We start from the raw sequence: 24,142 nt of genomic DNA, 5'->3' as shown, positions 1-24,142 counted from the left end.
GCGGATTTATATTGGTTTTGTGTATGAGTAAACGAGGTTGCCGGCAAGACCAAGGGAAGAGCAATGAATCGAGAACGCCGTTTCTGGAACCGTATGGCCAAGCGCTATTTCAACTCGCCGATCGAGGACGAGGCCGCCTACGAGCACAAGCTGGAAAAGACCCGGCAATACTTCACGCCCGACAGCGAGGTACTCGAATTCGGCTGCGGAACCGGGGGGACGGCGGTGCGGCATGCGCCGCATGTGAAACATTATCTGGCGACCGATATCTCCGAGGAGATGCTGCGCTTCGGTGAGGAGCGTGCCCGCGAAGCCGGTGCCGGCAATATCACTTTCAAACGGACCGATTTCGCCGACCTGGAGGCCGATCCGGAAAGTTTCGATGCCGTGCTCGGCCTGTCGATCCTGCACCTGCTGGAAGACCGGGATGAGGGAATTGCGAAGGCCTGCAGCCTGCTCAAGCCCGGTGGCGTTTTCGTCTCCTCGACGGTCTGTGTCGCCGACGGGCTCTGGTTCCTGATCCCCATCATCCCCATTGCCCGGCTGGTCGGACTCTTCCCATTATTGCGGGTGTTTTCGGCCAACGCCTTGCGCAAGAGCATGCATGAGGCCGGCTTCGAGATCGTCTACGACTGGAAACCGTCCAGGCGCTCCGCCCTGTTCCTGATCTGCCGCAAGCCCGGGTGAGTGCGGGGAAGGCCTGGCGCACGGCTTATCCCGCGACACGCCGGTAAATTCCCGGGACCTGCAGCGGCTTGCCGGAAACGCGTCCCGGTTTGTTCCCGCCCGCTCCTGTGCCTGTGGACTCGCAGGCGGCTTCCGGGACGGGAGGCGCGAGCTCCGTCACTTGTGCCCGGGAGGGAGCCCGTCTCCCGATTCCGCATAGCACCCAACAGTTCCGTCAACTTGATGGAAAGCGCGCTCCGGCTTATGTGCTCACCATGGCCAATCTGATCGACAATACGGCGCGCGAAGCCGCATCCGAAGCGCGGGCGGCGCGGCACCCGGAAAAGCAGAAGCGGGCGGATACGCCGGTCTTGCGCAAGCCGGACTGGATTCGCGTCAAGGCGCCGCTTGGCAAGACCTTTGCGGAAACCCAGAAAGTGGTGAAGGAGGGCGGTCTCGTCACCGTGTGCGAGGAAGCGGGCTGTCCCAATATCGGCGAATGCTGGGAACAGAAGCACGCCACTTTCATGATCCTCGGCGATACCTGCACCCGCGCCTGTTCCTTCTGCAACGTCAAGACCGGCCTGCCCGGCGCCGTCGATCGGGACGAGGCCCGGCGCGTCGCCGAGGCCGTGGCGCAGATGGGGCTCAAACATGTCGTCATAACCTCGGTCGACCGTGACGATCTGGACGATGGCGGGGCCCAGCATTTCGTCGACGTGATCGAGGCGATCCGCAAACTGGCACCGGGCACGACGGTGGAAATTCTCACACCGGACTTCCTGCGCAAGCCCGGCGCTGCCGAACGCGTCATCGACGCCGCGCCGGATGTGTTCAACCACAATCTGGAAACCGTGCCGCGGCTCTACCTGTCGATCCGGCCGGGCGCGCGATATTACCACTCCCTGCGACTTCTGGAGCGGGTGAAGGAGCGCGATCCGGCCCAGTTCACCAAGTCGGGCATCATGGTCGGCCTGGGCGAGACCAAGGAAGAAGTCATGCAGGTGATGGACGATATGCGGTCCGCCGGCATCGATTTCCTGACCATCGGGCAGTATCTCCAGCCCACGCGCAAGCATGCCGCCGTCGACCGTTTCGTCACGCCGGACGAGTTCAAGGCCTACGAGACGATTGCCCGGGCAAAGGGCTTCCTGATGGTGTCGGCGACGCCGCTGACGCGCTCGAGCTATCACGCCGGCGATGATTTCGAAAAGCTGCGCGAGGCGCGCAACGCCCTCATCGCGCGCGGCTGACGGGGCGCTGCGACGTGGCCGTCGAAACCCGCGAACGCCTGCGGCTATTCCATGCGCCGGACGATCTGTTCGATCTGGTCATGGATGTGCGTGCCTATCCTCAATTCATCCCGCAGATCACGGCGATGCGCGTGCTCAACGAAGCGCATGACGGTCCCCTGACGGAAATGACCGCCGAGGCCCGTGTGCGCTACAAATTCGTCGCCGAACGCTTCACCTCGCGGGTGATCGCCGACGCGTCACATCGCACCATCGATGTGAGTTTCGTCTCCGGCCCGTTCCGCATTCTGGAAAATGCCTGGCGCTTTCACGCCCTGTCGGACGGGTCGACCCTGGTCGAATTCGCCATCCGGGCCGAGTTCAGGAATGCCATCCTGCAGATGCTGCTGGAAAGCAATCGGGAACGCGCCGGCCGTATCCTGATCCGGAAATTTTCCGCCGAAGCGGACCGCCGCTACGCCCGCACCGGAGAACCGGCGATTGACCTAGCTGAAGAAATCGACGCCCTCGGCTAGCAGGTCGAGCGCCGTGGCAACACTGGCGAGGCGCACCGCATCGCGGCCGCGATCGCCGAAGCGGTGCACCTCATGCCTGGTCTCTCCGTCGCGGCGGGCGAGGGCGAAATGCACCAGGCCGGCCGGTTTGCGCCCGGAACTGCCGGGGCCTGCCACACCGGTGACCGATACCGCGATATCCGCATTGGAGCGCAGCAGAGCCTCCTCGGCCATGCGTTTGGCGACCTCGCTGGAAACCGCACCATGGGCTTCGATGATCCGCGCCGGAATGCCCAGCATTTCCGTCTTGGCTTCGTTGGAATAGGTCACGAAACCGCGGTCCACGATATCGGAGGAGCCGGGGATTTCGGTCAGCAGGCCGCAGACCAGACCGCCGGTACAGCTTTCCGCCGTTGCGATCATCACCCCGGCGGTGCGTGCGCGGTCGAGCAGGGTTTCGGCCTGATCGATGAGGGAGTGGTTGAAGATCATGTCAGCCTCGCCGTTACCACGGCCTGGGCGGCCAGGCCTTCGCCGCGGCCGGTGAAGCCCAGCTTTTCGGTCGTGGTCGCCTTGATGTTGACCCGTGCGGGGTCGAGATCCAGCAGCTCGGCCAGGCGCTGGCGCATGGCGTCGCGATAGGGGCCGATTTTCGGGCGTTCCGCAATCAGGGTTACGTCGGCGTGAACGGCCTGCCCGCCGGCTTTGGCCAGCAAGTCCAGGGCGTGCAGCAAAAACTTGTCCGACGCCGCGCCGCGCCATTTAGGATCGGAGGGCGGAAAGTGCTGGCCGATATCGCCCGCTCCGGCACAACCCAGCACCGCGTCGGTGACGGCATGCAGGCCGGCATCGGCATCGGAATGACCGATCAGGCCCAGCCCCTCATGCAGTTCGATACCGCACAGCCACATCGTTTCGGCCGGCTCCAGCCGGTGCACGTCTAACCCCTGTCCGGTCACCGTGATCGCCTTCATCGCCAATTCCCCTTCGGCCCGGTCGAAATCGCCGGGCGTGGTGAGTTTGAAATTGCCGGCCTCGCCGGCGACGGTGTGTACCGCGCCGCCGGCCGCCAGTATGACGGCGGCATCGTCGGGAAGGGCGGTTTCGTCCAGACGGGCATAGGCCTCCAGGAGCGGCGCCAGATGAAACGCCTGCGGCGTCTGCGCCGCTTGCAGCCCGGTCCGGTCGACAGGGTGCCGGACCGCGTCCCCGTCGCCGACCTGAACGAGGGCATCGGCAACCGGAAGCGCCGGGATTACTGCCGCATGCCGGTCAAGGGCCGAAACGAGCCGGTCGATCAGGGATGGGCTGGCAAACGGCCGGGCAGCATCATGGATCATCACCGCGTCTGCGCCGTATGTCCGCATCCATTCCAGCCCCGCCTGCACGGAGGCCGTGCGTGTGGCCCCGCCGGGAACGGTATCGAATCGCGCGTCCAGCTCGCGGGCCACGGCGTCCAGATGCTCGGTATCCTGCGGATTGATCACCACAATGACTGTATCGACATGTGGATGATCGCGCAGGGCACGGATGGAGCGGGCGAGCACGCTCTGGCCGGCCAGACGCCTGTATTGCTTGGGGATGCCGCCGCCGGCGCGCTCCCCGCGTCCGGCCGCCACGATCACCGCACCGATCCTCATGCCCGCCCTCATCCATTGCCGCAGCGCAGCATAATCGCTAGCCTGACGGGCTTACGATGCCCGTTCAGGATTTGTCCAGCAGCATGCACTTCGCAATCGGCAAGCACCGGATCGAGATTCCCGCCGTGCTCGCGCCCATGTCCGGCGTGACCGACCTGCCGTTCCGCTGTCAGGTCCAGCGTTTCGGCGCCGGCATGGTGGTCTCGGAAATGGTCGCCAGCGACGCTCTGGCGCGCGGCCGGGTCGACATGGTGCGCAAGGCGGCGCTGGATGCCTCGCTCGACCCCTGCATCATCCAGCTGGCCGGCCGTGAGGCGCGGTGGATGTCCGAAGGGGCGAAGATCGCCCGGGATGCCGGCGCCGACATCGTCGACATCAATATGGGCTGCCCCGCCCGCCAGGTGACCAAGGGACTGTCCGGCTCCGCCCTGATGCGCGATCTCGACCACGCCCTGACCCTCATCGAAGCGACGGTGGAGGCGGTGGATGTGCCGGTTACGCTGAAGATGCGGCTGGGCTGGGATCATGACAGTCTCAATGCGCCGGACCTTGCCAGGCGCGCAGAAAACGCAGGTGTACAGCTGGTCACGGTCCACGGCCGGACGCGGCAGCAATTCTACAAGGGCGAGGCCGACTGGGCTGCGGTGCGCGCCGTGAAGGCGGCGGTGTCCATCCCGGTCGTCGTCAACGGCGATATCCAGACCGCCGGGGACGCCCGTTCGGCGCTTGAAACGTCGGGTGCCGACGCGGTGATGATCGGCCGGGCGGCCCAGGGGCGCCCCTGGCTGGTGGGCGAGATCGGGTCGGCGCTTCTCGGGCGTCCGGTCGAAACGCCCTGGCGTTCGAAGGTCGAGGCGCTGGCCCGGCAGTTCGACATGGCGCTGGAGCACTATGGCGAATGCCTGGGTATCCGTATGATGCGCAAGCATTTTGCCTCCTTCGTGGATGTTGAGGGCGGGCTGTGCGACGCCGACTGGATCGGCGGTATTCGTGCCATCCTGTGCCGGTCCGACGACCCGTTGGCGGTGCGCGGGGCGCTGTCGCGGCTGACGCAGCCGGAACACCGGGCAGTGGCATGAACGCGGCATCCGCAAAGCCGTCACCTGCCATGCTGGCCGCGGACATGGCCGCAATCCCGATCCTGCAGTTTTCCGAAAGCGGGCAGTTTGCCTGGGCCAATACCCAGGCCGAGGAGTGGCTCGGACTGTCCCAGCGTCATTTGCGCAAGGGGCGCTTTGCCGCACACTCTCCGCTTTGTTCACACTTGGCTGACATTGTCGAGCAGGCCTGCAGCGCGCGGCGTACCGTCGTCGCGCTCGGCCTGGCGCTCGCACCCGGCGGCCCCTTCGATCTGCATGCGCGCTGGTCGGACGAACAATCCGCGCTGACCCTGTCGGTGCTGCCGCACCGCGAACCCGGCGCGAAAGCCTCCCAGGCGCCCGCCCTCGGCTTCGGCCGGATGCTGGCACACGAGCTGAAAAACCCGCTCGCCAGTGTGCGCGGCGCAGCGCAGCTGATCCGGCGCGAAAGCAATATCGAGGCGGCGGGCGAGCTGGCCCATCTCATCATCCAGGATGTCGACCGTATCACCCGCCTGGCCGATCACTGGAGCCGGGTCGGCGATGTCCGGCTTGGCGTCCGCTCACCCATCAATCTGAACCGGCTGGCGGTGAGAGCGATGGACGGGCTGGTCCGCGCCGATGGCACGGCCTCGGCGGTCCTGCGCGAGGATTTCGACCCGTCCCTGCCGGAAGTGGACGGCGACCATGACCTCCTGCTGCAGGTCGTTCTGAACCTGCTGCAAAACGCGTTCGACGCCGTCCGCGAGGTGAAGGACCCGAAGATCCGCGTCGAGACCCGGTTCGACACCGGGCCGCGAAGCCGGACCGGTGCCAACCCGACGCCGCTGGTCCTCGTCGTTCGGGACAACGGGCCGGGCATCCCCGACACGCTGGGCCCGGATATATTCACGCCTTTTGTCACGTCCAAGCCGGCGGGCGAGGGGTTGGGCCTGGCCTTTGCCGCCCGCATTGCGGCCCTGCATGAGGGTCAGCTGGATTATGAAAGCGAACCGGGCCGCACCGCTTTCCACCTGCGCCTACCGGTCGCCAGGGAGATGCCATCGTGAGTGCCCGCATCCTGCTTCTCGAAGACGATGAGAGCCTGAAGCTGATACTGTCGCGGGCCCTGGGTTCGGCCGGCTACCAGGTGCGTGCCACGGCTTCGCCGGACACGGCGCTGGGCTGGATCCGCAATGGTGAGGGCGACCTCCTGCTGGCCGACGTGCTGCTGGACGGGACGAATTTCCTGGAGAATCTCAGCCTGGTCTCCCGGCTGCGGCCGCAGATGCCGGTGATCGTGATGAGTGCCCAGGCCACGGCATCCACTGCGATCAATGCCGCAAAGGGCGGTGTGTTCGAATACCTGCCCAAACCCTTCGATCTTGACGACATGATTGCTGCGGTCGGGGCGGCGCTGGGCGACACCAAGACCAGCCAGCGCACCCGGATGGCGGAGGAGCCGACCGGTTTCATCGGCCAGTCGGTGGCCATGCAGTCGGCCTTCAAGGCGATCGCCCGTGCCGCGACCAGCCAGGCTCATGTCATGATCACCGGCGAGCCGGGCGTCGGCAAGCGCCAGGCGGCGGAGGCCCTGCTGCGCGCCCGCGGCGTATCGGCCGACGATGCCGTTGTGGTCACGCCGTCCAACACGGCTTCGGACATTTTCGGGTCGACACAGGCCGCCCGGCAGGTCGTCTGGCTGCGGCTGGAGGAATGGAGTATCGACCAGCAGCGGGCCGCGCGCGATGCGCTGGATGCGGGGGCAGGCCGCGTCATCGCGACGGCCTCGCAGGCGCCGGCCAAGCCGCTGGATAACCGGCTGGCCGCCCGCCTGAGCGAATGTGTGATCACGGTTCCGCCTCTGCGTGAGCGCCGCAGCGATATTCCGGCCCTGTGCGAAGCCTTTCTCGGTCAGTTCGCACGCCGCGATCAGCAGCCCGTCGTGCGCGTGTCCAAGGACGCCATGGAGTATCTCGCCACTTCCCCCTGGACCGGCAATGTCGTCGAGCTGCGCTCCGTCCTGTCGCGCCTGTCGCTGGCGACCCGCGGTCGCGTGGCGGCCCTGACAGATGTGATCGACGCCTTCAGCGCGGATGGGGGCGATGCGGCGGAAGAGATGGACGTGCATGCCAATGCATTGGCCGCACTGGCACTATCGTCGGGCTCCGATGCGCGGCAGGTTGCCGTCGACGCGGTCGAGCGGGCCCTTTTTGCGCAGGCCCTGGATCGTTGCAACGGAAACCGGTCCAGGGCCGCGGAACTGCTGGGCCTGAACCGCAATACGCTCGCACGGCGATTGAGCGAGTTGGGTGGCGAGACGGAGGCCTAGCTGTGGCCAAGGCGTAACGCATGTTGATTTTGTGCAACGTCGGCGCAATGATGCGTCTCTGCAACATGTGAGGCGATCTTTGCCGCAGCCATCCGCCAAGACACTGATCCGGAATATCTCTCCGCAATCTGCGGCGTTGTTCGGAATGGGCTTTGTCGTATCGCTGGGTCTGCTGTCCGCAGCGGCCGTTATCCTGTTGCGCGAAGGCGGGCTGACAGGTCCCAATAACCGGTTCGCCATCGCCATTCTCATTGGCAATGCCGTGCTCATCGCCGGACTTGCCGGTGTTGTTGCCTTGCGCTTTGTCCGGCGGGTCCGCGCGCGGCGTTTTGGCGAACCGACTCCGCGACTGCATTTGCGTTTCGTAGCCCTGTTTTCGATTGCGGCTGCGACGCCGGCAATCCTGTCGGCGCTGTTTCTCGGTGCCGTAATCAGCCGGGGCGTGGACTACTGGTTCGGCAACAGGGTCTCGACGATGGTCGACCAGCTGGAGACCGTGGCGCTGGACTTCTACAACCGGGAAGCCGAATGGGCGTCCGACCAGCTCCAGGCCATGGCCTACGACCTGAGCCAGCCCGACGCCATCGACGCCTTTACGACCAGCCGTATCCAGTATGTGCGTTATCTCAGCGCCCAGGCTGCCCAGCGGGGTTTCGTCGCCGCCTATCTGGTGGATGGGCGCGGTACGCTGCTGGCCCGGACGCAGTTTCGCGAGAACGAGGAATATGTGGCGCCGTCACCCCGGCTCTACGAACTGGCCAATGAGGGCGATCTCGCGGTTTCCACACCCGACACCTCCGCCGACGCCATCGATGTGATGCGGGTGCTCTACCGGCTGGATTCCTATCCGGATGCCTATCTTTTCGTCTCACACCCCGTGGACATCGACCTGTTCCGCCAGATGGGCGCCGCCCGGCGGGAATTGCGCGATGCCTCGCAACAGGAGACCCGGATACGGCAGACCTTCTACTTCCTGTATTTCGAGGTCGGGATTCTGCTTCTGATCGGATCGATCTGGCTGGCCCTGACGGCGGCGACGCGGGTTGTCACGCCAATCTCCCGCCTGGTCGGCGCGGCCGAACGGGTGCGCCGTGGCGATCTGGACGCCCGGGTACAGATGGGCCGCGAAGATGACGAGATCGCGGCGTTGGCCCGCGCCTTCAACCGGATGACACGCCAATTGCGCAGCCAGCGCCGGGAACTGATCGAGTCGCATGCCGAGTCGGAAAAGCGGCGGGCCTTCATCGAAGCCATCCTGGCGGGCGTTCGTGCCGGCGTGATCGGCCTCGACGGGGAGGATCACGTCACGCTGATCAACCGGTCCGCGATTTCCATGCTCAGCCCCGGCACGGATGACCTGATCGGTGTGCGGATTGAAGATGTGGCGCCGGAACTGACGGAAATCGTCACCCAGGCCCGGCGCCGCCCAGGTTCCGTTGCCGAGGCGCAGATCGACCTGCAGGCCGATGACGATCAGGTGCGGCACCTGACCGTCCGGGCCTCGATGGACGAAGAGGCGGGGCTGGTGATCACGTTCGACGATGTAACCCGGCTGGTTACCGCCCAGCGCAATGCGGCCTGGCGCGAGGTTGCCCGGCGTATCGCGCACGAGATCAAGAATCCGCTGACGCCGATCCAGTTGTCGGCCGAACGTATCCGCCGGAAATACCGCGACGAGATCCAGTCCGATGTTGAAACATTCGACCGGTGCACGGAGACGATCGTCCGCCAGGTCAACGATATCGGCCGCATGGTCGACGAATTTTCGTCTTTCGCCCGCATGCCCCAGCCAAAGGTGGAGCGGGTCGAGATGGGCGAGCTCGTCAAGTCGGCCGTCTTTGCCCAGCGAGTGGCCTCGCCGAATATCGAGGTTCCGTTCGAGCACCCCGGCGAGCCCATCCACGCCCTGTGCGATGCCCGGCTTTCGAGCCAGGCTCTGGCCAATATTCTCAAGAATGCCTGCGAGAGCGTGAGTGCGCGCATGGACAACGATGGCGCAACGGGTCGCGTTGCAGTGCGTCTGCGGCAGGCCGACGGATACTCGCTCATCGAGGTCGAGGATAACGGGCTGGGCTGGCCGACCGCCAATCGCGAACGGTTGACCGAGCCCTATATGACCACGCGCGAGAAGGGGACGGGCCTCGGTCTGGCGATCGTCAAGCGCGTGATGGAAGACCATAAGGGACGTCTGGAGCTGGATGTGCCGGCAAGCGGAGAGGGCGCCGTCGTGCGGCTGGTCTTCCCGCTCGCTGACGCTGCCGATCCAGTGATCCCGTCTGTGCAGGAGGCATGATCCATGGCTAAGGACATTCTCGTCGTGGATGACGAAGCCGATATCCGGGAACTGATTGGCGGGCTTCTGGAAGACGACGGCTATGAACCGCGCGAAGCGGCCGATGCGGATGCGGCACTGGATGCGATCCGGGCACGCAAGCCATCGCTGGTCATTCTCGATGTCTGGCTGCAAGGCAGCCGTCTCGACGGGATCGAGCTGCTGGACGAATTCCGCGCGCATGATCCGGACCTGCCGGTGATCGTGATTTCCGGCCATGGCACAATCGAGACGGCTGTCGCGGCCATTCGCAAGGGCGCCTATGATTTCATCGAGAAACCGTTCAAGAGCGACAAGCTCCTGTTGACAGTCAAGCGTGCCCTCGAGGCCAGCCGCCTGCGCAGCGAAAATGCACAATTGCGGGCCCGAGCGGATGCCCAGAATACGCTGATCGGAGACTCCACCGGCATCGTTCAGGTGCGCCAGCTCATCGAGCGTGTCGCCCCCACGAACAGCCGGGTTCTGATACGGGGGCCGTCGGGGGCCGGCAAGGAGCTCGTCGCTCGCCTGATCCACGAAAACTCACCCCGGTCCGGCGCCGATTTCATCGCCGTCAGCGCGCCGGGCATGTCGCCTGAAGGCGTGGAAGAAGAACTGTTCGGCCGCGAAAACGACGATGGATCGGTCCGGCATGTCGGTCTGCTCGAGCGTGCGCATGGCGGCACGCTCTATCTCGACGAAATTGCGGACATGCCCCGGGAGACCCAGAGCAAGCTTCTGCGCCTGCTGGTCGAGCAGCGTTTCCGCCGTGTCGCGGGTACGGCCGATGTGCAGGTGAATGTTCGGGTGATCTCCTCGACGGCACAGGACCTGAATACCCGGATCCAGGAAGGCCGTTTCCGCGAAGATCTTTACCACCGGCTTGCCGTGGTTCCGGTGACGGTGCCGGCATTGGCCGAACGGCGCGAGGATGTTCCCCATCTTGTCCGGCATTTCGTGGACCGGCTTACCGTGTCGGCCGGCTTGCCGCGACGCGAATTCGGCGATGATGTGATGGCAGCCCTCCAGGCGCACAGCTGGCCGGGAAATGTGCGTCAGTTGCGCAATAATGTGGAACGCCTGCTGATCCTGGCCACGGGTGCGGCCAACGAACCCATCACGCTGGAGTCCCTGCCCTCGGAGGTCGTCACCCGTGACAATCACGATGCGGGGTTTGACGCCGAGAAGATGATCGCCTTGTCTTTGCGCGAGGCGCGGGAAAACTTCGAACGGGAATATCTCAAGGCACAGATCGACAGGTTCGGCGGCAATATCTCCCGCACTGCCGCCTTCATCGGCATGGAGCGATCAGCCTTGCATCGCAAGCTGAAATCCCTCGGAGTAGGCAGTCCCAGCCGTGAAGGTGCGGTCTAGGACAAACGAGGCGGACGGACATGAAAGCCATAGTCTGCGGAGCCGGCCAGGTCGGTGTGGGGATTGCCCGGGCCCTGGCCCGGGAAGGCAATGCGGTGACCGTGGTCGACTGGTCGACCGAGCTGATCGACAATGTCGTCACCGATCTCGATGTGCGCGGCGTGGTGGGGCACGCTTCGCATCCCGACGTGCTGGAACGTGCGGGCGCCCGCGAAGCCGACCTTCTTGTGGCGGTAACCTATTCCGACGAAACCAACATGGTCGCCTGCCAGGTGGCCCACTCCCTTTTTTCCACGCCGATGCGGATCGCCCGCGTACGTGCGCAGAATTATCTTGATCCGGCCTGGGGCGACCTGTTTTCCACGGGTAATCTGCCTGTCGACGTGGTGATTTCTCCGGAACTGGAGGTAGGCCGCGCCATTCTTCAGCGGGTAGAGACGCCCGGTGCGTTTTCAACGGCGGTCTTTTCGGGAGGCCGGGTGCAGCTGCTCGGTCTTCGGCTGGAGGATAGTTCGCCCGTGGCGGGATCGTCGACGCAGCAGGTGATGGAGCTGTTTCCGGACTTGCGCGTAGCGGTCGTTGGCGTGCAACGCGAACAGACCCTGTTCATTCCCAAGCCCGGCGACCCGCTGCTTGCGGGAGACGATGTCTACGTCGTCACCGAGAGCGCGCAGGTACGGCGTGTGCTCGATATTTTCGGCCGCAGTGCCGAACAGATCCGCCGCGTCGTGGTTGTCGGTGCCGGCAATATCGGCGTCTATGTTGCCCGGGCCCTTGAACGGGCAGGGGGTGTCAAGGTGCGTCTGATCGAGGCGGACAAGGCACGTGCCGAGGCGGCCGCCGAACGTCTGAAGAAGACAGTCGTCCTGCACGGAGACGGGCTCAATGCCCGCATGATGCGCGAGGCTGGCGTCGGCAATGCCGAGCTGGTCATCTGCGTGACCAATGACGACAAGGTCAACATGCTCTCGGCGGTGATGGCCAAGCGGGAAGGGGCCGAACGGGCGCTCAGCCTGATCAATGACCGCACGTTCGAGAGCATGCGCGATCCCCTGGGCATTGACGTGCTGATCGATCCGAGGGCGACAACCGTATCGACGATCCTGCAGCACATACGCCGGGGCCGGATTACGGGGCTGCAAAGCCTGGGCGGGGGACAGGCGGAGGCCCTGGAGGGCGTGGCCCTGTCGACATCGCCGCTGGTCGGCCGGACGCTGGACGAGCTGGAATTGCCTGACGGCGTGGCCCTGGGGGCCGTTGTGCGCGGCGACAAGGTGATCCTGCCCTGCGATGAGGGCCGGGTGCGTGAAAACGACCGGGTTCTCCTGTTCTGCAATACAGCGCTGATCCCCAAGGTCGAGCACCTGTTCCGCGTCAGCCTCGAGTATTTCTAGACCATGACCCTGGCCGCGCTTCTCCGGCCCCTCGGAGCCCTTTGGGTGCTCGTGGCGCTGGTCGCCATACTGGCAGCCATAGCAGCCGCAGCGGTCGGGGAAGGGCATCTGGCGCCATTCTTCATGTTTACCGCCGGCATCGCGCTGGTGCCGGGCGTGCTCGTTCTGTCGGCCACATCGGGCATGCGCATCGGTGCCAGCGCCCTGGATGCGCTGGGCCTGGCCCTTCTGGCCTGGGTGACGACACCGGCGATCGCCGCCTTGCCCTTCTGGCTGACGGGGTATTTCGACCCGATCGACGCCTTGTTCGAAGCCTATTCCGCCGTCACAACCACCGGGGCGACCTTGCTGCCCCCGGACGATCTGCCGCGGGCTCTCATTTTCTGGCGGGCGATTCTGGCCTGGCTCGGCGGCTACGCAACTCTGCTGCTGGCGATTGCCGTCTTTGCTGCGCTGGACCGCGACGTACCGGCCATCCGGCGCTCGGCCCTGCTGACCATTCGCCAGGACAATGTTTTTTCCCACCTTCCGCAAGCCGGTCAACGCGTGGGGCTGATCTATGCGGTGGTGACATCCTTCGTCTGGCTGGGCCTGCTGCTGGCGGGAAACGGCCTGTTCGATGCAACCGTTCTGGCCATGGGAGCCATCTCGACGAGTGGCTACGCACCCGCGCCGGGCGGGTTGATCTCGACATTCGGGGGCGTGTCCACGCTTGTGGTCGCCCTCGGCTGTCTGGCCGGCAGCGTCAATATATCGCTGTTCTGGGATGTATTGCGGGATCGCAGCGTGCTGAAGGATCCCGACCTCGTGGGAATGGCTGCGCTGATTGCGGGCCTGGCCGTACTGTACGGCCTGGCGCAACCGGAAGCCGTACACAGGCATGTCCTGGATGCGCTCTTCATGGTCACCACTGCGGGCTATTCCGTGACGGGGGCGTTGTCGCCGGTGCCCATTGCGGCCGTGTTCGTGGCGTTGATCGGCGGGGCTGCAGCCTCCACGACCGGCGGCGTCAAGATCTCCCGTATTCTTCTGCTCTGGAGGCGTATGGGGTCGGAACTCGCTGTTCTGTCCGACCCGTCAAGCATCGTTCCGGTGACGTTCCGCGGCCGCTCGGCCCGCGACTCGGCGCTGATCGGGATCTGGGCATATGTGCTGGGCTTTGTTGCGTGTCTGGGACTGGGGAGCCTGGCCCTCACCCTGACCGGCCTCGACTTCGAGACCGCCTTTCTTGCCAATGCTGCCGCGCTGGCCAATACCGGACCGCTGCTCAACGAAGTACAGGGAGGCGCGGGTTGGCGGGATGTGACCGACATGGCCAAACCCATCCTTATTTCAGCCATGATTCTGGGGCGTTTGGAGGTGCTGGCCGCCATCGCCGCGATCTGGGCCCTTTTCATCAGGAACTGACTTCGCCGTGACCCGTATAGCTTATGTCAACGGACGCTTTTGTCTTCACGCTCAAGCCGTGGTCCACATCGAGGACAGAGGCTTCCAGTTCGGCGATGGTGTGTATGAGGTGTGGAGCGTTCGGCGCAGTCGGCTCCTGGACGCGGATGGACATTTCGACAGGCTCGATCGCTCCCTGGCTGAGCTGCGGATTGCGGCGCCCAGATCACGGCGGGCCCTGGGACTGATTATCCGCGAACTGATCCGCCGGAATCGCGTGCGCGACGGGCTGGTCTATCTCCAGGTGACGCGGGGCCAGGCGCGGCGGGACCATCCTTTCCCTCCGGAAAGCACGCCTCCCACGCTCGTGGTCACGGCCAAACGGGTGGATCTGTCCGCTGCCGCCAAGCGGGCTGAGACCGGTATTGCCGTGATTTCGGTTCCCGACCGCCGCTGGTCCCGCTGCGATATCAAGACTGTGAACCTGCTGCCCAACGTCCTGGCCAAGCAGGAGGCGCGCGAGAGCGGTGCCTTCGAAGCGTGGCAGGTCGATAGCAGCGGGCATGTCACCGAAGGTTCCTCCACCAACGCCTGGATTGTCACGGCGGACGGGAAGCTGGTGACCCGGCCGGCCGACAATGCGATCCTTCACGGGATAACGCGGGCGACGCTCATGCGTGTCGCGGCGGAGGCCGGGTTCGGGCTGGAAGAGCGCGCCTTTACCATCAAGGAAGCGCAAGCAGCCCGCGAGGCATTCGTGACCTCGGCGACTTCCTTTGTGACCCCGGTGGTTGAGATTGACGGCCGCACAATCGGGAATGGCCGTCCTGGCTCCATCGCAACCGCACTGCGTCAGGCCTATCTTGAGACCGCTTGAATACAGCGGCGCTTTCCACACAAAATGAGATGGTTGCAGGGCACAGCAAGGCCTGTATACCCTAATTGGCGAATCGCTTTGCAAGCGACGCACGTGGAGCCAACATGTCGCACGACAAAAAACAAAATCTGCAGGACGTTTTCCTGAATTCGGTGCGTAAAACGAAAACGCCCCTGACCATTTTCCTGGTCAATGGAGTGAAGCTCCAGGGCGTCGTGACCTGGTTCGATAACTTCTGTGTTCTTCTCCGCCGGGACGGGTTGTCGCAGCTCGTCTACAAGCATGCCATTTCGACCATTATGCCCGCTGCGCCGGTGCAGTTGTTCGACAATGAGAAGGCTGACGAGGCCGACGAAGACACAGTCACCGAGAGCGCTGTGGATTGATCGAGCGCGAGGCGCCAGTATCACGCGCCATTGTCATTCATCCGGCCAGCCGTGAGGGTCTGGACCGGGCCGATGCGCGTCTGGAAGAAGCGGCCGGCCTGGCCGAGGCGCTGGATCTCGAATTGGCCGAGGCCTTCATCACACCGATCCGCAAGATCGATGCGGGACGTTATTTCGGCCGTGGCAAGCTGGACGAGCTGAAGACCCGGATCGCCGAGGGCGGTGCCGACGTGGCGGTGATCGACACGGCCCTGTCGCCCATCCAGCAGCGCAATCTGGAAAATGCCTGGAACGTGAAGGTGGTCGACCGTACAGGTCTGATCCTGGAAATCTTCGGTCAGCGCGCGCGTACCAAGGAAGGCGTCCTTCAGGTCGAGCTTGCCCGGTTGGCCTATGAACGCTCGCGACTGGTCCGGACCTGGACCCACCTGGAACGCCAGCGCGGTGGACGCGGCTTCCTGGCCGGGCCGGGCGAAACCCAGATCGAGACCGACCGCCGGCTGCTGAACGAAAAAATGGCCAAACTACGCCGTCAGCTGGACGAAGTCCGGCGCACGCGCGCCCTGCACCGGGCCCAGCGCCAGGACGTGCCGTTTCCGACCGTGGCGCTGGTGGGCTATACCAATGCCGGCAAGTCGACCCTGTTCAATCGGCTGACCGGGGCAGGGGTATTCGCCCAGGACATGCCCTTCGCTACTCTCGACCCCACAGTACGGGCACTCGACCTGCCGCGCGGAACCAAACTCCTGCTCTCCGATACGGTGGGCTTTATCACGGACTTGCCGACCGAGCTGATCGCCGCATTCCGTGCGACGCTGGAAGAAGTGCGCGAAGCCGATCTGCTGGTCCACGTCATTGATGCATCCGATCCCGACCTCGAAGGCCGGATCCGGGATGTCGAGGCCGTGCTGGATGCGATCGAAGCCGGCCCGCAACACAGCCAGCCGATGATCGAGGCGTGGAACAAGTCGGACCGGCTCGATCTCGATGCGGCTGAGGACCTCGCCTTCCGCGCCGATATTGCCAATCTCAAGGCCGGCAAACCGGTGAAGCTTCCCCTTTCGGCTGTCACGGGGGCCGGGCTGGACGGTCTGGTCGAGGCGATCGAACAGGCGCTCGCGCGCGAGGATGAGCGTCTGACAGTCAAGTTGCCGCCGGCGGAGTCCCGCGCGCTGGCCTGGTTGCATGAGCATGGGGAAGTCTTTGCCAGCGACATGGACTCGGATACCGGCGCCACGACCGTCCAGGTCCGGCTCGCGTCGTCTGAAGCTGGACGGTTCCGGTCGCTCTTCCCGCTCCTGGCTATCCCTCAGGGCATTGGAGAGCCGGACGAGGAGGATGGGTACTAGGCCGTCGCGGCCTTGGCCTTTTCGCGGTTCTTGGCTTCGACCCACAGGGCTTCCATCTCGTCGAGGCTGGCGTCTTCCGGCCGACGGCCCTGGGCCTGCAACACGGCTTCGATATGCCGGAAACGACGCTCGAACTTGGCGTTGGCGCTGCGTGTCGCGGCCTCAACATCAACTTTCAATTTTCGTCCCAAATTCGTGCAAACAAACATTAAATCGCCGATTTCTTCGGCGATGTGACTACTGTTGCCGCTGGCAATCGCCTCCCGAACCTCGCCGATCTCCTCATCGACTTTCTCAAGCACGCGCTCCGCATCCGGCCAGTCGAATCCGACGCGCGCCGCGCGTTTTTGCAGCTTCTGTGCGCGCTTCAGGGCGGGCAGGGCGACGGGCAGGTCATCCAGGACCCCGTCGCCCTTGTTGGACGATTTGCGCTCGGACGCCTTGATGGCTTCCCATTCGGCAGTCTGGGTATCGCTGTCGCGGGTGGCCGCATCGCCGAACACATGCGGGTGCCGCCGGATCATCTTGTCATTGATGGCGCTGCAGACATCGTCAAAGCCGAACAGCCCGGCTTCTGACGCCATCTGCGCATGGAACACGACCTGGAGCAGGAGATCGCCGAGTTCGTCCTTCAGCTCGGCATAGCGCCCGCGCTCGATAGCGTCGGCGACCTCGTAGGCTTCCTCGATCGTGTACGGCGCGACCGACTTGAAGTCCTGTTCCAGATCCCACGGGCAGCCGCCGTCGGGATCGCGCAGCTTCGCCATGATCGCGAGCAGACGGGCGATGGGCGCAAGATCTTCTGGCTGAGCGGTCATGGGCGCTCCGGAGTATCGGCGGCGGGAATCATCGGCATGCTAACGCGCGAAGACTATTTGTGCGACGCGCGATACTTGAAGCAGCAGGAAAAGCACAGCTTCTCGTACCGCGCGAACGAGGGCGGCGATTCGTGTTGCGCTTAAGCAGGCTGTAGCAAATGATTATAAGTATGGAAAAATTGGAGCGATTGCGGCGGGGCGCGACGCCCGAAGAGTGTCGCCCACTTGCAGCCATGATGCGCATAATGAATATTATGAGAAGCGTGGGGTGGCGCTAACCAGGGCGATCCGCGCATATATGGCCGGGCAAAATGCCGCCGTACCGTCCAGCTTTCTGGCCAGCCGCCATCCGTTACCAGGGCCTGGCCGCTCGTGAAGCTCGCCGCCGGGCCTTCCCAAAACAACCGAGGTTGCGAAATCGGTGGTATCTGCGGAATTTGGGCAAGTGCATTGGCGAGCTGCAGGGCCAGCTGGAAGGCGTTGAGTCCCGGGCGTGATTGACCGCTTCGCGGCGAGACCGATAAAAAGGTCCTCAACGACCATATCCGCTGGAACCGTCCTGATCATGGCCCTGATAACCCGACGCTCGCTGATTCTGGGCAGTACGGCAGCCCTTGCCGCAACCGTGCCGCTTGCCGCCGATGACGGCTATCCCGTCATGATGGTCTACAAGTCGCCGACCTGCGGCTGTTGCGGGGCCTGGATCGAACATGTCGAGGCGCACGGGTTCAGGGTCGCAGTCCAGAACCTGCCGGATATTACCGTGGCCAAGCGGGAATTGGGCGTGCCTCAGGAATTGTGGTCCTGCCACACGGCACGGATCGGCGACTACCTGGTCGAAGGACATGTTCCAGCCATCGACATTGAGCGCATGCTGTCCGAACGTCCGGCGATAGCAGGTATAGCCGTTCCCGGCATGCCGGCCGGATCTCCGGGCATGGAAGTTCCGGGCTATAGTGAGGCTTATGACGTCTATGCCTTTGGATCAGGCGGTCACGATGTCTTCGCTCGCCATGGCGGTTGAGCGGCCCTACCCGGTAATGTCGTCGAACTGGACGCTCTCGCCGTCCCATACCAGCCGCATGCCGTCATAGCCGGGCCAGACATGGGCCGGGAGCGTGTCGACCAGCTCGTCATAGTCCAGTGTGTTGTGCAGGTTGGTCAGGACTCCCTGCTTCGCCCCGACACGGCGGATCGCGGCCAGCGCTTCCTCGACCGTGAAATGCGTGGGATGCGGTTCTCGGCGCAAGGCGTCGACGACCCAGCAGGCTATGCCATGAAGGTGCAGTTCGGACGCTTCGGGCAAGATGTTGATGTCCGGCGAATAGGCCACAGCACCGACGCGGAAACCGAGGGAGCGAATGCGGCCATGCTCCTGTTCGAACGGCACGATATCGACCTGTCCGCCAGGCCCGTCGACGGTCACAGGCGTTCCGCACGCCGGCATGGCACGCTGGTCCAGGATCGCCGGGTAACTCGAACCCGGCGGCGTTTCGAACGTATAGCCAAAGCGCTCCAGGAGGGTTTTGCGGGTCGCCTCGTCCATCCAGACCGGGATCCGCTGGCGCTGGAGATAGGCGAAGGCACGCAGGTCATCGATACCGTGGGTCTGGTCGGCATGATCATGGGTGAACAGCACGCCATCGATCCGGCGTACCCGGGCCGAGAGCATCTGCTCGCGGAAATCGGGTGATGTGTCGATGACGACGCGGGTCACCGCCTTGCCCCCATCCAGGGCGGTTCGTGTCTCGGCACGCTCGATGAGGGCCGAACAGCGCCGGCGGCGATTGCGCGGATTGAGAGGGTTGCACAGCCCCCAGTCGCCATTGGCCCGTGGCACACCGCCTGACGATCCTGTGCCCAGAAGCGTTATGCGCACAAGACCGGTCACGGCCGGGGAACCCGGTCGAACAGGTTGAAGAAAGCCGATGTTGTGCGCTCGGCGCACTCCGCCTCGCTCCAGCCTTTAACGGCGGCAAGACCGCGTGCGACATCGGGGAGGAAGGCAGGTTCACAGCGCTTGCCGCGATGCGGAACCGGCGCAAGATAGGGACAGTCGGTCTCCACAATCACCCGGTCGTCAGGCACGTGTTCGCGGAACACCGCCCGGACATCCTCGGCCTTCTTAAAGGTGACAATGCCGGACGCGGCAAAATAGGCGCCGAGCCGGGCCGCACGCTGCGCCAGAACCGCTCCGCCTGTGTAACAATGCAGTAGCGGGCGAAATGCCCCCTTCCCCATTTCCTCTTCCAGAAGGCCTGCCATCGCGTCATCCGCCTCGCGGGTATGCAGGATCAATGGGAGGTCTGTCGTCCGGGCGGCTTCGATATGCGCTTTCAGGCTGGCGAACTGATCCTCGCGCGGGGAATAGCCGTAATGGAAGTCCAGACCGGTCTCGCCGATGCCGACGACCTTGGGATGCCGGGCGATCTCGACAAGTTCGCCCGCGGCGATATCCGGCCGGTCCTTGGCGTGGTGCGGATGGGCCCCGATCGTGCAGTAGATGTCGTCATGCGCCTCGGCGATAGCGGACACGGCTGGAAAGTCGCTCAGCCGGCAGCAGATCGTGATCATGCGGACAACGCCGGCTTCGCGGGCGCGGTCGATGACCGCATCGAGATCCTCGGCGAATTGATCGCCGTGAAGATTGACATGACTGTCGATGAGCATGGGCGGATATCAGACGGTTTGCTTGCGCGCAGCGTCGCGGGCCAGGGTCAGCGCCGCCAGCGCGCTTTGTTTGGGGTCCAGATAAAGCGCGTTGGTGTCGCGGACAAGCGCGTTGAGTTCGCGCCATGCATCCAGCCAGGCAGCGACGTCGTCATTTGCCCGGGCACGCTCACGAGCCTGCTGGCGCAAGGCGGCCGACAGCGCTTCGAAGAACAGGCCGCGGAGCTCATCCACGCCCTTGGCGCTGACCCGTTCAGCCAGTTTGCGCATGTCCTGTTCACCGGCCGACACGCCCTTGGTGACAAACACCTCGACCTCGCGGGCCAGTTCGACACCGCCGGAGACATGCAGTGCCAGTGCACGGCCCGGAGCGCCGGCAGCCAGTCGTGCTGCGGCGTGCGCATCGGCGGCGCCAGCTTCGCTGGCGCCTGCCAGCCACTGTGCGGTCGCCTCGATGGACGGCGGGCGAAGATCCAGACGGCGGCAGCGCGACCTGATCGTTGCGGGCAGGCGCCCCGGCGTGTGCGTCACGAGGAAGAGAACGCCCCGCTGTGGCGGTTCTTCGAGGGTTTTCAGGATGGCATTGGCGGCATTGGTATTCATGTCGTCGGCACTGTCGACGATACAGACGCGCCAGCCGCCCTTGGATCCGGAGCTCTTCTCGAAAAAATGCGGCGCACGGCGCGCTTCCTCGACCGTGATCTCGCCGCGCCAGCGCTTGCGCTTGTCGTCCCAGGGGCGTCGCAGCAACAGCAGGTCGGGGCAGGCCTGGGCTTCCAGCAGTTGGCAGACTGGATCGCGCGGGCTCGAGCCGAGCGGACCGCTCTCCTCCATCGGCACCGCCCCGAGAACCCTGCGTGCCGCCCGCCATGCGAAGCTGGCCTTTCCGACACCGCGCGGGCCGGTGATCATCCAGGCGTGGTGCAGGCGCCCCGATTGCCAGGCCCGGGCGAATTCGGTTTCGGCTGCGTGATGCCCGAACAGGTCATAGCGCTCGCGCGGCGGAAGACAGCCGGGCTGCACGTCAGAACCGGTGTCGGGATCGCTGCTCATGCGATCTGGCCAAGCCTGGCTTCAAGCGCCGAAATGGCCGATCCCGCAACATTTTCAGGCGATTGACCGGCATCGATCACGACACAGCGCTCCGGGTCCGCAGCGGCAATGTCCAGAAAGGCCCGGCGCAACCTGTTGTGAAAATCCAGACCCAGACGTTCGAAACGCGTTGCACTCTCGCCGCGGTCCAGGGTGCGCTGCATGCCGATACGCGGATCGATGTCGAGAACAAGGGTCAGGTCCGGATGGAAACCGCCCAGCGATGCCGCATGAATCTGGCGAATCCGCTCGGCCGGCACGCCGCCCGCCGTGCCCTGGTAGGCGAGTGTCGAATCGGCGAACCGGTCGCAGATCACGAAGGCGCCGCGCTCAAGGGCGGGCTGGATCAGGCGTTCGACATGATCCACGCGGGCCGCGTACATCAGCAGTGCTTCGGTCACCGGCGACCAGCGGTCGGTTGCGCCGGTGAGGAGGATATCGCGCAGCAGCTCCGCGCCGGGTGTGCCGCCGGGTTCGCGGGTCACGACGACGTCGCGGCCGCGCTCGGCAAGCCAGGATTCCAGCGCCTTGACCAGCGTCGACTTGCCGGCGCCCTCGCCGCCTTCGAGTGTGATGAAACGGCCCCGCACTGACGCCTAGCCCCTGAGCATGTGAGCAATTACGGCGCCTATCCGGCCCATAAGCCCCTTCTTGGCGACCGGTTCCGACGCCAGGAGCGGGTATTCGCGCGCTTCATAGCCCGGCGCCTCCACACGCAGCGTCCCGATGACATCGCCCTCGGCAATCGGAGCGGGGACCGGACCGTCATAATTCACTGTCACGCTGAGATCGCGGCGCGCGCGGCGATGAAGACCGGCTGTGATGTCGGTATCGACCCGCAGGGCGACACTGCCGGCTTCGCCCATGAAGACCTCGGCCCGGTGGCCGACGTCGTCACCGGCCGCAAAAAGGTTGTAGACATCGTAATCGCTGAGTGCCGCGCGCATCATGCGTTCCGCTTCTGCGGCGCGGGCCGCGTTCGAGTCCAGGCCGTTGAAGACGATGATCCGGCGAACTCCGTCGCGTTCGGCCGAACCGACCAGGCCATAGCCGCTGTCCTCGGTATGGCCGGTCTTGAGACCGTCGGCGCCGGAAAACACGCCCAGAAGCGGATTGCGGTTGGACTGGCGGATACCGTTATAGGTGAATTCACGCTCGGCCCAGATGCCGTAGAATTCGGGGTGGTCGCGAATGAGGATGCGCGCCAGTTCGGCCAGATCTGCCGCAGAAATCACGTGGCCGGGATCGGGCCAGCCGGTGGAATTCGTGAAATTCGCCGAGGCCAGGCCGAGTTCGTGCGCGCGCTCGGTCATCATGTCGGAGAATGCGCTTTCGCTGCCTGCGATGGCTTCGGCCAGCACGATGCAGGCATCATTGCCCGACTGCACGATGACGCCGCGCAACAGGTCCTCGACGCGGGCGCGGCTGTTGACCTCGAGAAACATGGTCGACGAGCCCGAGGCCGCCCCGCCCCGCCGCCACGCGTCCTCGGAGACCGGCAATTCGTCGTCCAGAGACAGCGACCCCGATTCGATCGCCTCCAGCGTCATCAGCACCGTCATCATCTTCGACATCGAGGCCGGCGGCATCGGCTCGTCGCCATTGCGGCTGAACAGGATTTCGCCGGTCTCGTAATCCATGATCACGGAATGGCTGGCATCGGTCTCGTAGGCCGTCTGGGCACCGGCTGCACTATGGCAGACGGCAGCAAGCAGACAGGAAATCGCAAGGAAGAAGCGCACGACATTGGCTCCCTGGCCGGAATCGGAACGGGTGGGTTCGGCGAGATCCGCATACAAGCGCGGCAAGAGCATGGCGTCCAGCATGGCGGACGCCCGAGGATCAGTCGAGAGCGACGATCCGGGCGTCGTAAACGCCCCAGTCGGCCAGGTTCATGCGAGCGGCATCGGCGCTGCCGCGATCGGTCCAGCGGCCGAAATAGACCCGGAAGACCGGGCCATGACCGGATTGTCCAGGCTCGACCCAGACATCCCCTGCCCCCGCCACCCGGTCCGCGAACCGCGCGGCATTGGCTGCATCGCTGAACGCCCCGATCTGCAGGGTCAGCGGTCCGCCCGGTGCCGGCACCCGGCCGGCCTCCGGCTGTGTATGGGCCGCATCGTTCGCTGCAGCCGGCGCAGCCGTGTTCTGTGCGACCTGCACCGGCGCAGCCGCCGGTTCGGTGTGAGACCGCCATGCCCGGGCCGGCGCCGCACCGCCGGCATGGGCCGCACCGAGATAACGCACGCGCACGCGGGCCAGGCCCGCCCCGATATAGTCGAGTTCCGTGGCGGCCGCCCGGCTGAGATCGATAATGCGATTGTCGACAAAGGGGCCGCGATCGTTGATCCGCACGATCACGCTGCGCCCGTTTTCCAGATTGGTGACTTCGGCGATCGAGGGAATCGGCAGGGTCGTGTGCGCCGCGGTCATCAAGTGCTGGTCGAAGATCTCGCCATTGGCCGTTGGCCGGCCATGGAAATTCGGCCCGTACCATGACGCAATCCCGGTCTCGTCATACCGGTCATTGCGATGGGGCCGGTAGGTACGCCCGCCCACCGAATAGGGATTGCCCACCTTCTGGTGCCGGTTCGAGGATGCGATCAGGGCCCCGGTGTCGATATGCGCCGCCGCCGCGCCGGACCCGCCCGTCCGGGTGGCCGGCGCCCAGCCTTCCGTCGGGCCGGAATAGTCGCGATAGCGGTCCGGACCGGACGTGCAGGCGGCAACCAGGCTGGCAGTCATGAGGGCGATGGCAAGGCGGGTTGTAGACACGGGTTTCCGGTGCGTTCGGCTAGTCGGTCGCATGACACTAGCGCGGATTGGTGAAAGGTCGGTAACCACGTCCGCCTGGACACATGAACACGGCCGGAGAAGAATTTGCCACATTCCCCGGCAATGGCGCCCGCTATCAGGGCAAACTGCGGCCTGAAGGGCACGCCGGTCGCAGAAACAACCCCTTTTATCGCGCGCCGGGCGATTGTGACTTTCGGGATGATTAACGTTGTGAAACATTCGTGACAGGCTCCGTGGGAGCCTGCC

The 24,142-nt window shown here is 64.7% G+C and carries 23 protein-coding genes; 14 read left to right on the top strand and 9 right to left on the bottom strand.

From position 1 onward, the window contains the following. Positions 1–63: 63 nt before the first annotated feature. The 3 genes from Q1U94_RS06650 to Q1U94_RS06640 all read left to right on the top strand — a co-directional run bounded on the left by Q1U94_RS06650 (position 64) and on the right by Q1U94_RS06640 (position 2,434). Positions 64–687, top strand: a complete 624-nt coding sequence (locus Q1U94_RS06650) for a class I SAM-dependent methyltransferase (RefSeq protein ID WP_300542870.1) — start codon at positions 64–66, stop codon at positions 685–687. A gap of 254 nt (positions 688–941) precedes the next feature. Continuing rightward, complete coding sequence (gene lipA, locus Q1U94_RS06645; RefSeq protein WP_300542869.1) at positions 942–1,919, top strand: lipoyl synthase; 978 nt, start codon at positions 942–944, stop codon at positions 1,917–1,919. 14 nt (positions 1,920–1,933) lie between these two features. After that, positions 1,934–2,434, top strand: coding sequence for a type II toxin-antitoxin system RatA family toxin (locus Q1U94_RS06640; protein WP_300542867.1), 501 nt, complete (start codon positions 1,934–1,936; stop codon positions 2,432–2,434). Here Q1U94_RS06640 and Q1U94_RS06635 read toward each other — a convergent pair. Next, on the bottom strand, positions 2,405–2,905 hold the full coding sequence (locus tag Q1U94_RS06635) for a CinA family protein (protein ID WP_300542865.1): 501 nt from the start codon (positions 2,903–2,905) through the stop codon (positions 2,405–2,407). The two genes, Q1U94_RS06640 and Q1U94_RS06635, sit on opposite strands and share 30 nt — an antisense overlap. Beyond that, positions 2,902–4,053 (bottom strand): bifunctional 2-C-methyl-D-erythritol 4-phosphate cytidylyltransferase/2-C-methyl-D-erythritol 2,4-cyclodiphosphate synthase, encoded by a 1,152-nt coding sequence (locus Q1U94_RS06630; protein WP_300542864.1) that lies wholly within the window; start codon positions 4,051–4,053, stop codon positions 2,902–2,904. The genes Q1U94_RS06635 and Q1U94_RS06630 overlap by 4 nt, the downstream gene beginning before the upstream one ends. A gap of 83 nt (positions 4,054–4,136) precedes the next feature. Between Q1U94_RS06630 and dusB the strand changes: the two genes are divergently transcribed. The 10 genes from dusB (at position 4,137) to hflX (ending at position 16,520) form a co-directional block, all read left to right on the top strand. Further along, entirely contained in the window at positions 4,137–5,132 is a 996-nt protein-coding gene (gene dusB, locus Q1U94_RS06625; RefSeq protein WP_300542863.1) for a tRNA dihydrouridine synthase DusB, read from the top strand. After that, positions 5,129–6,181 (top strand): ATP-binding protein, encoded by a 1,053-nt coding sequence (locus Q1U94_RS06620; protein WP_300542862.1) that lies wholly within the window; start codon positions 5,129–5,131, stop codon positions 6,179–6,181. The genes dusB and Q1U94_RS06620 overlap by 4 nt, the downstream gene beginning before the upstream one ends. Further along, positions 6,178–7,443, top strand: coding sequence for a response regulator (locus tag Q1U94_RS06615; RefSeq protein WP_300542861.1), 1,266 nt, complete (start codon positions 6,178–6,180; stop codon positions 7,441–7,443). Before Q1U94_RS06620 ends, Q1U94_RS06615 begins: the two co-directional genes overlap by 4 nt. Before the next feature lie 145 nt (positions 7,444–7,588). After that, on the top strand, positions 7,589–9,736 hold the full coding sequence (locus Q1U94_RS06610; protein WP_300542860.1) for a PAS domain-containing sensor histidine kinase: 2,148 nt from the start codon (positions 7,589–7,591) through the stop codon (positions 9,734–9,736). A gap of 3 nt (positions 9,737–9,739) precedes the next feature. Then, entirely contained in the window at positions 9,740–11,128 is a 1,389-nt protein-coding gene (locus Q1U94_RS06605) for a sigma-54 dependent transcriptional regulator (RefSeq protein ID WP_300542859.1), read from the top strand. Positions 11,129–11,148: 20 nt separating this feature from the next. Next, complete coding sequence (trkA, locus tag Q1U94_RS06600; protein ID WP_300542857.1) at positions 11,149–12,522, top strand: Trk system potassium transporter TrkA; 1,374 nt, start codon at positions 11,149–11,151, stop codon at positions 12,520–12,522. A gap of 3 nt (positions 12,523–12,525) precedes the next feature. Beyond that, the gene (locus Q1U94_RS06595) at positions 12,526–13,929 is read left to right on the top strand and encodes a potassium transporter TrkG (RefSeq protein WP_300542856.1); all 1,404 of its coding nucleotides are present in this window, start codon (positions 12,526–12,528) and stop codon (positions 13,927–13,929) included. 7 nt (positions 13,930–13,936) lie between these two features. Then, entirely contained in the window at positions 13,937–14,785 is an 849-nt protein-coding gene (locus tag Q1U94_RS06590) for a D-amino-acid transaminase (RefSeq protein WP_300542855.1), read from the top strand. A 104-nt stretch (positions 14,786–14,889) separates the two neighbouring features. Further along, the gene (gene hfq, locus Q1U94_RS06585) at positions 14,890–15,171 is read left to right on the top strand and encodes an RNA chaperone Hfq (RefSeq protein ID WP_300542854.1); all 282 of its coding nucleotides are present in this window, start codon (positions 14,890–14,892) and stop codon (positions 15,169–15,171) included. After that, complete coding sequence (hflX, locus tag Q1U94_RS06580; protein WP_300542853.1) at positions 15,168–16,520, top strand: GTPase HflX; 1,353 nt, start codon at positions 15,168–15,170, stop codon at positions 16,518–16,520. Before hfq ends, hflX begins: the two co-directional genes overlap by 4 nt. Here hflX and mazG read toward each other — a convergent pair. Further along, entirely contained in the window at positions 16,517–17,338 is an 822-nt protein-coding gene (gene mazG / locus Q1U94_RS06575) for a nucleoside triphosphate pyrophosphohydrolase (RefSeq protein WP_300542852.1), read from the bottom strand. The genes hflX and mazG overlap by 4 nt on opposite strands. A gap of 565 nt (positions 17,339–17,903) precedes the next feature. Between mazG and Q1U94_RS06570 the strand changes: the two genes are divergently transcribed. Continuing rightward, entirely contained in the window at positions 17,904–18,362 is a 459-nt protein-coding gene (locus tag Q1U94_RS06570) for a DUF411 domain-containing protein (protein WP_300542850.1), read from the top strand. 6 nt (positions 18,363–18,368) lie between these two features. On the opposite strand, the gene Q1U94_RS06565 is transcribed toward Q1U94_RS06570, so the two are convergent. From Q1U94_RS06565 to Q1U94_RS06540, 6 genes are read right to left on the bottom strand one after another with little or no spacing between them, the layout of a single operon-like run. Further along, complete coding sequence (locus Q1U94_RS06565; protein WP_300542849.1) at positions 18,369–19,229, bottom strand: MBL fold metallo-hydrolase; 861 nt, start codon at positions 19,227–19,229, stop codon at positions 18,369–18,371. Beyond that, positions 19,226–20,008 carry a TatD family hydrolase gene (locus Q1U94_RS06560; RefSeq protein ID WP_300542848.1) on the bottom strand — a complete coding sequence of 261 codons (783 nt, stop codon included), beginning with the start codon at positions 20,006–20,008 and terminating at the stop codon, positions 19,226–19,228. Before Q1U94_RS06560 ends, Q1U94_RS06565 begins: the two co-directional genes overlap by 4 nt. Positions 20,009–20,017: 9 nt before the next feature. Next, on the bottom strand, positions 20,018–21,061 hold the full coding sequence (locus Q1U94_RS06555; RefSeq protein ID WP_300542847.1) for a DNA polymerase III subunit delta': 1,044 nt from the start codon (positions 21,059–21,061) through the stop codon (positions 20,018–20,020). Continuing rightward, complete coding sequence (tmk, locus tag Q1U94_RS06550) at positions 21,058–21,690, bottom strand: dTMP kinase (RefSeq protein WP_300542846.1); 633 nt, start codon at positions 21,688–21,690, stop codon at positions 21,058–21,060. The genes Q1U94_RS06555 and tmk overlap by 4 nt, the downstream gene beginning before the upstream one ends. A gap of 6 nt (positions 21,691–21,696) precedes the next feature. Further along, on the bottom strand, positions 21,697–22,926 hold the full coding sequence (locus Q1U94_RS06545) for a D-alanyl-D-alanine carboxypeptidase family protein (RefSeq protein ID WP_300542845.1): 1,230 nt from the start codon (positions 22,924–22,926) through the stop codon (positions 21,697–21,699). A 16-nt stretch (positions 22,927–22,942) separates the two neighbouring features. Continuing rightward, positions 22,943–23,875 (bottom strand): septal ring lytic transglycosylase RlpA family protein, encoded by a 933-nt coding sequence (locus tag Q1U94_RS06540; RefSeq protein ID WP_300542844.1) that lies wholly within the window; start codon positions 23,873–23,875, stop codon positions 22,943–22,945. Positions 23,876–24,142: the final 267 nt, after the last annotated feature.

The sequence above is a fragment of the Maricaulis sp. genome (assembly GCF_030149515.1).
Lineage (GTDB): Bacteria > Pseudomonadota > Alphaproteobacteria > Caulobacterales > Maricaulaceae > Maricaulis.
This window is presented reverse-complemented; position numbering and strand designations above follow the sequence as displayed.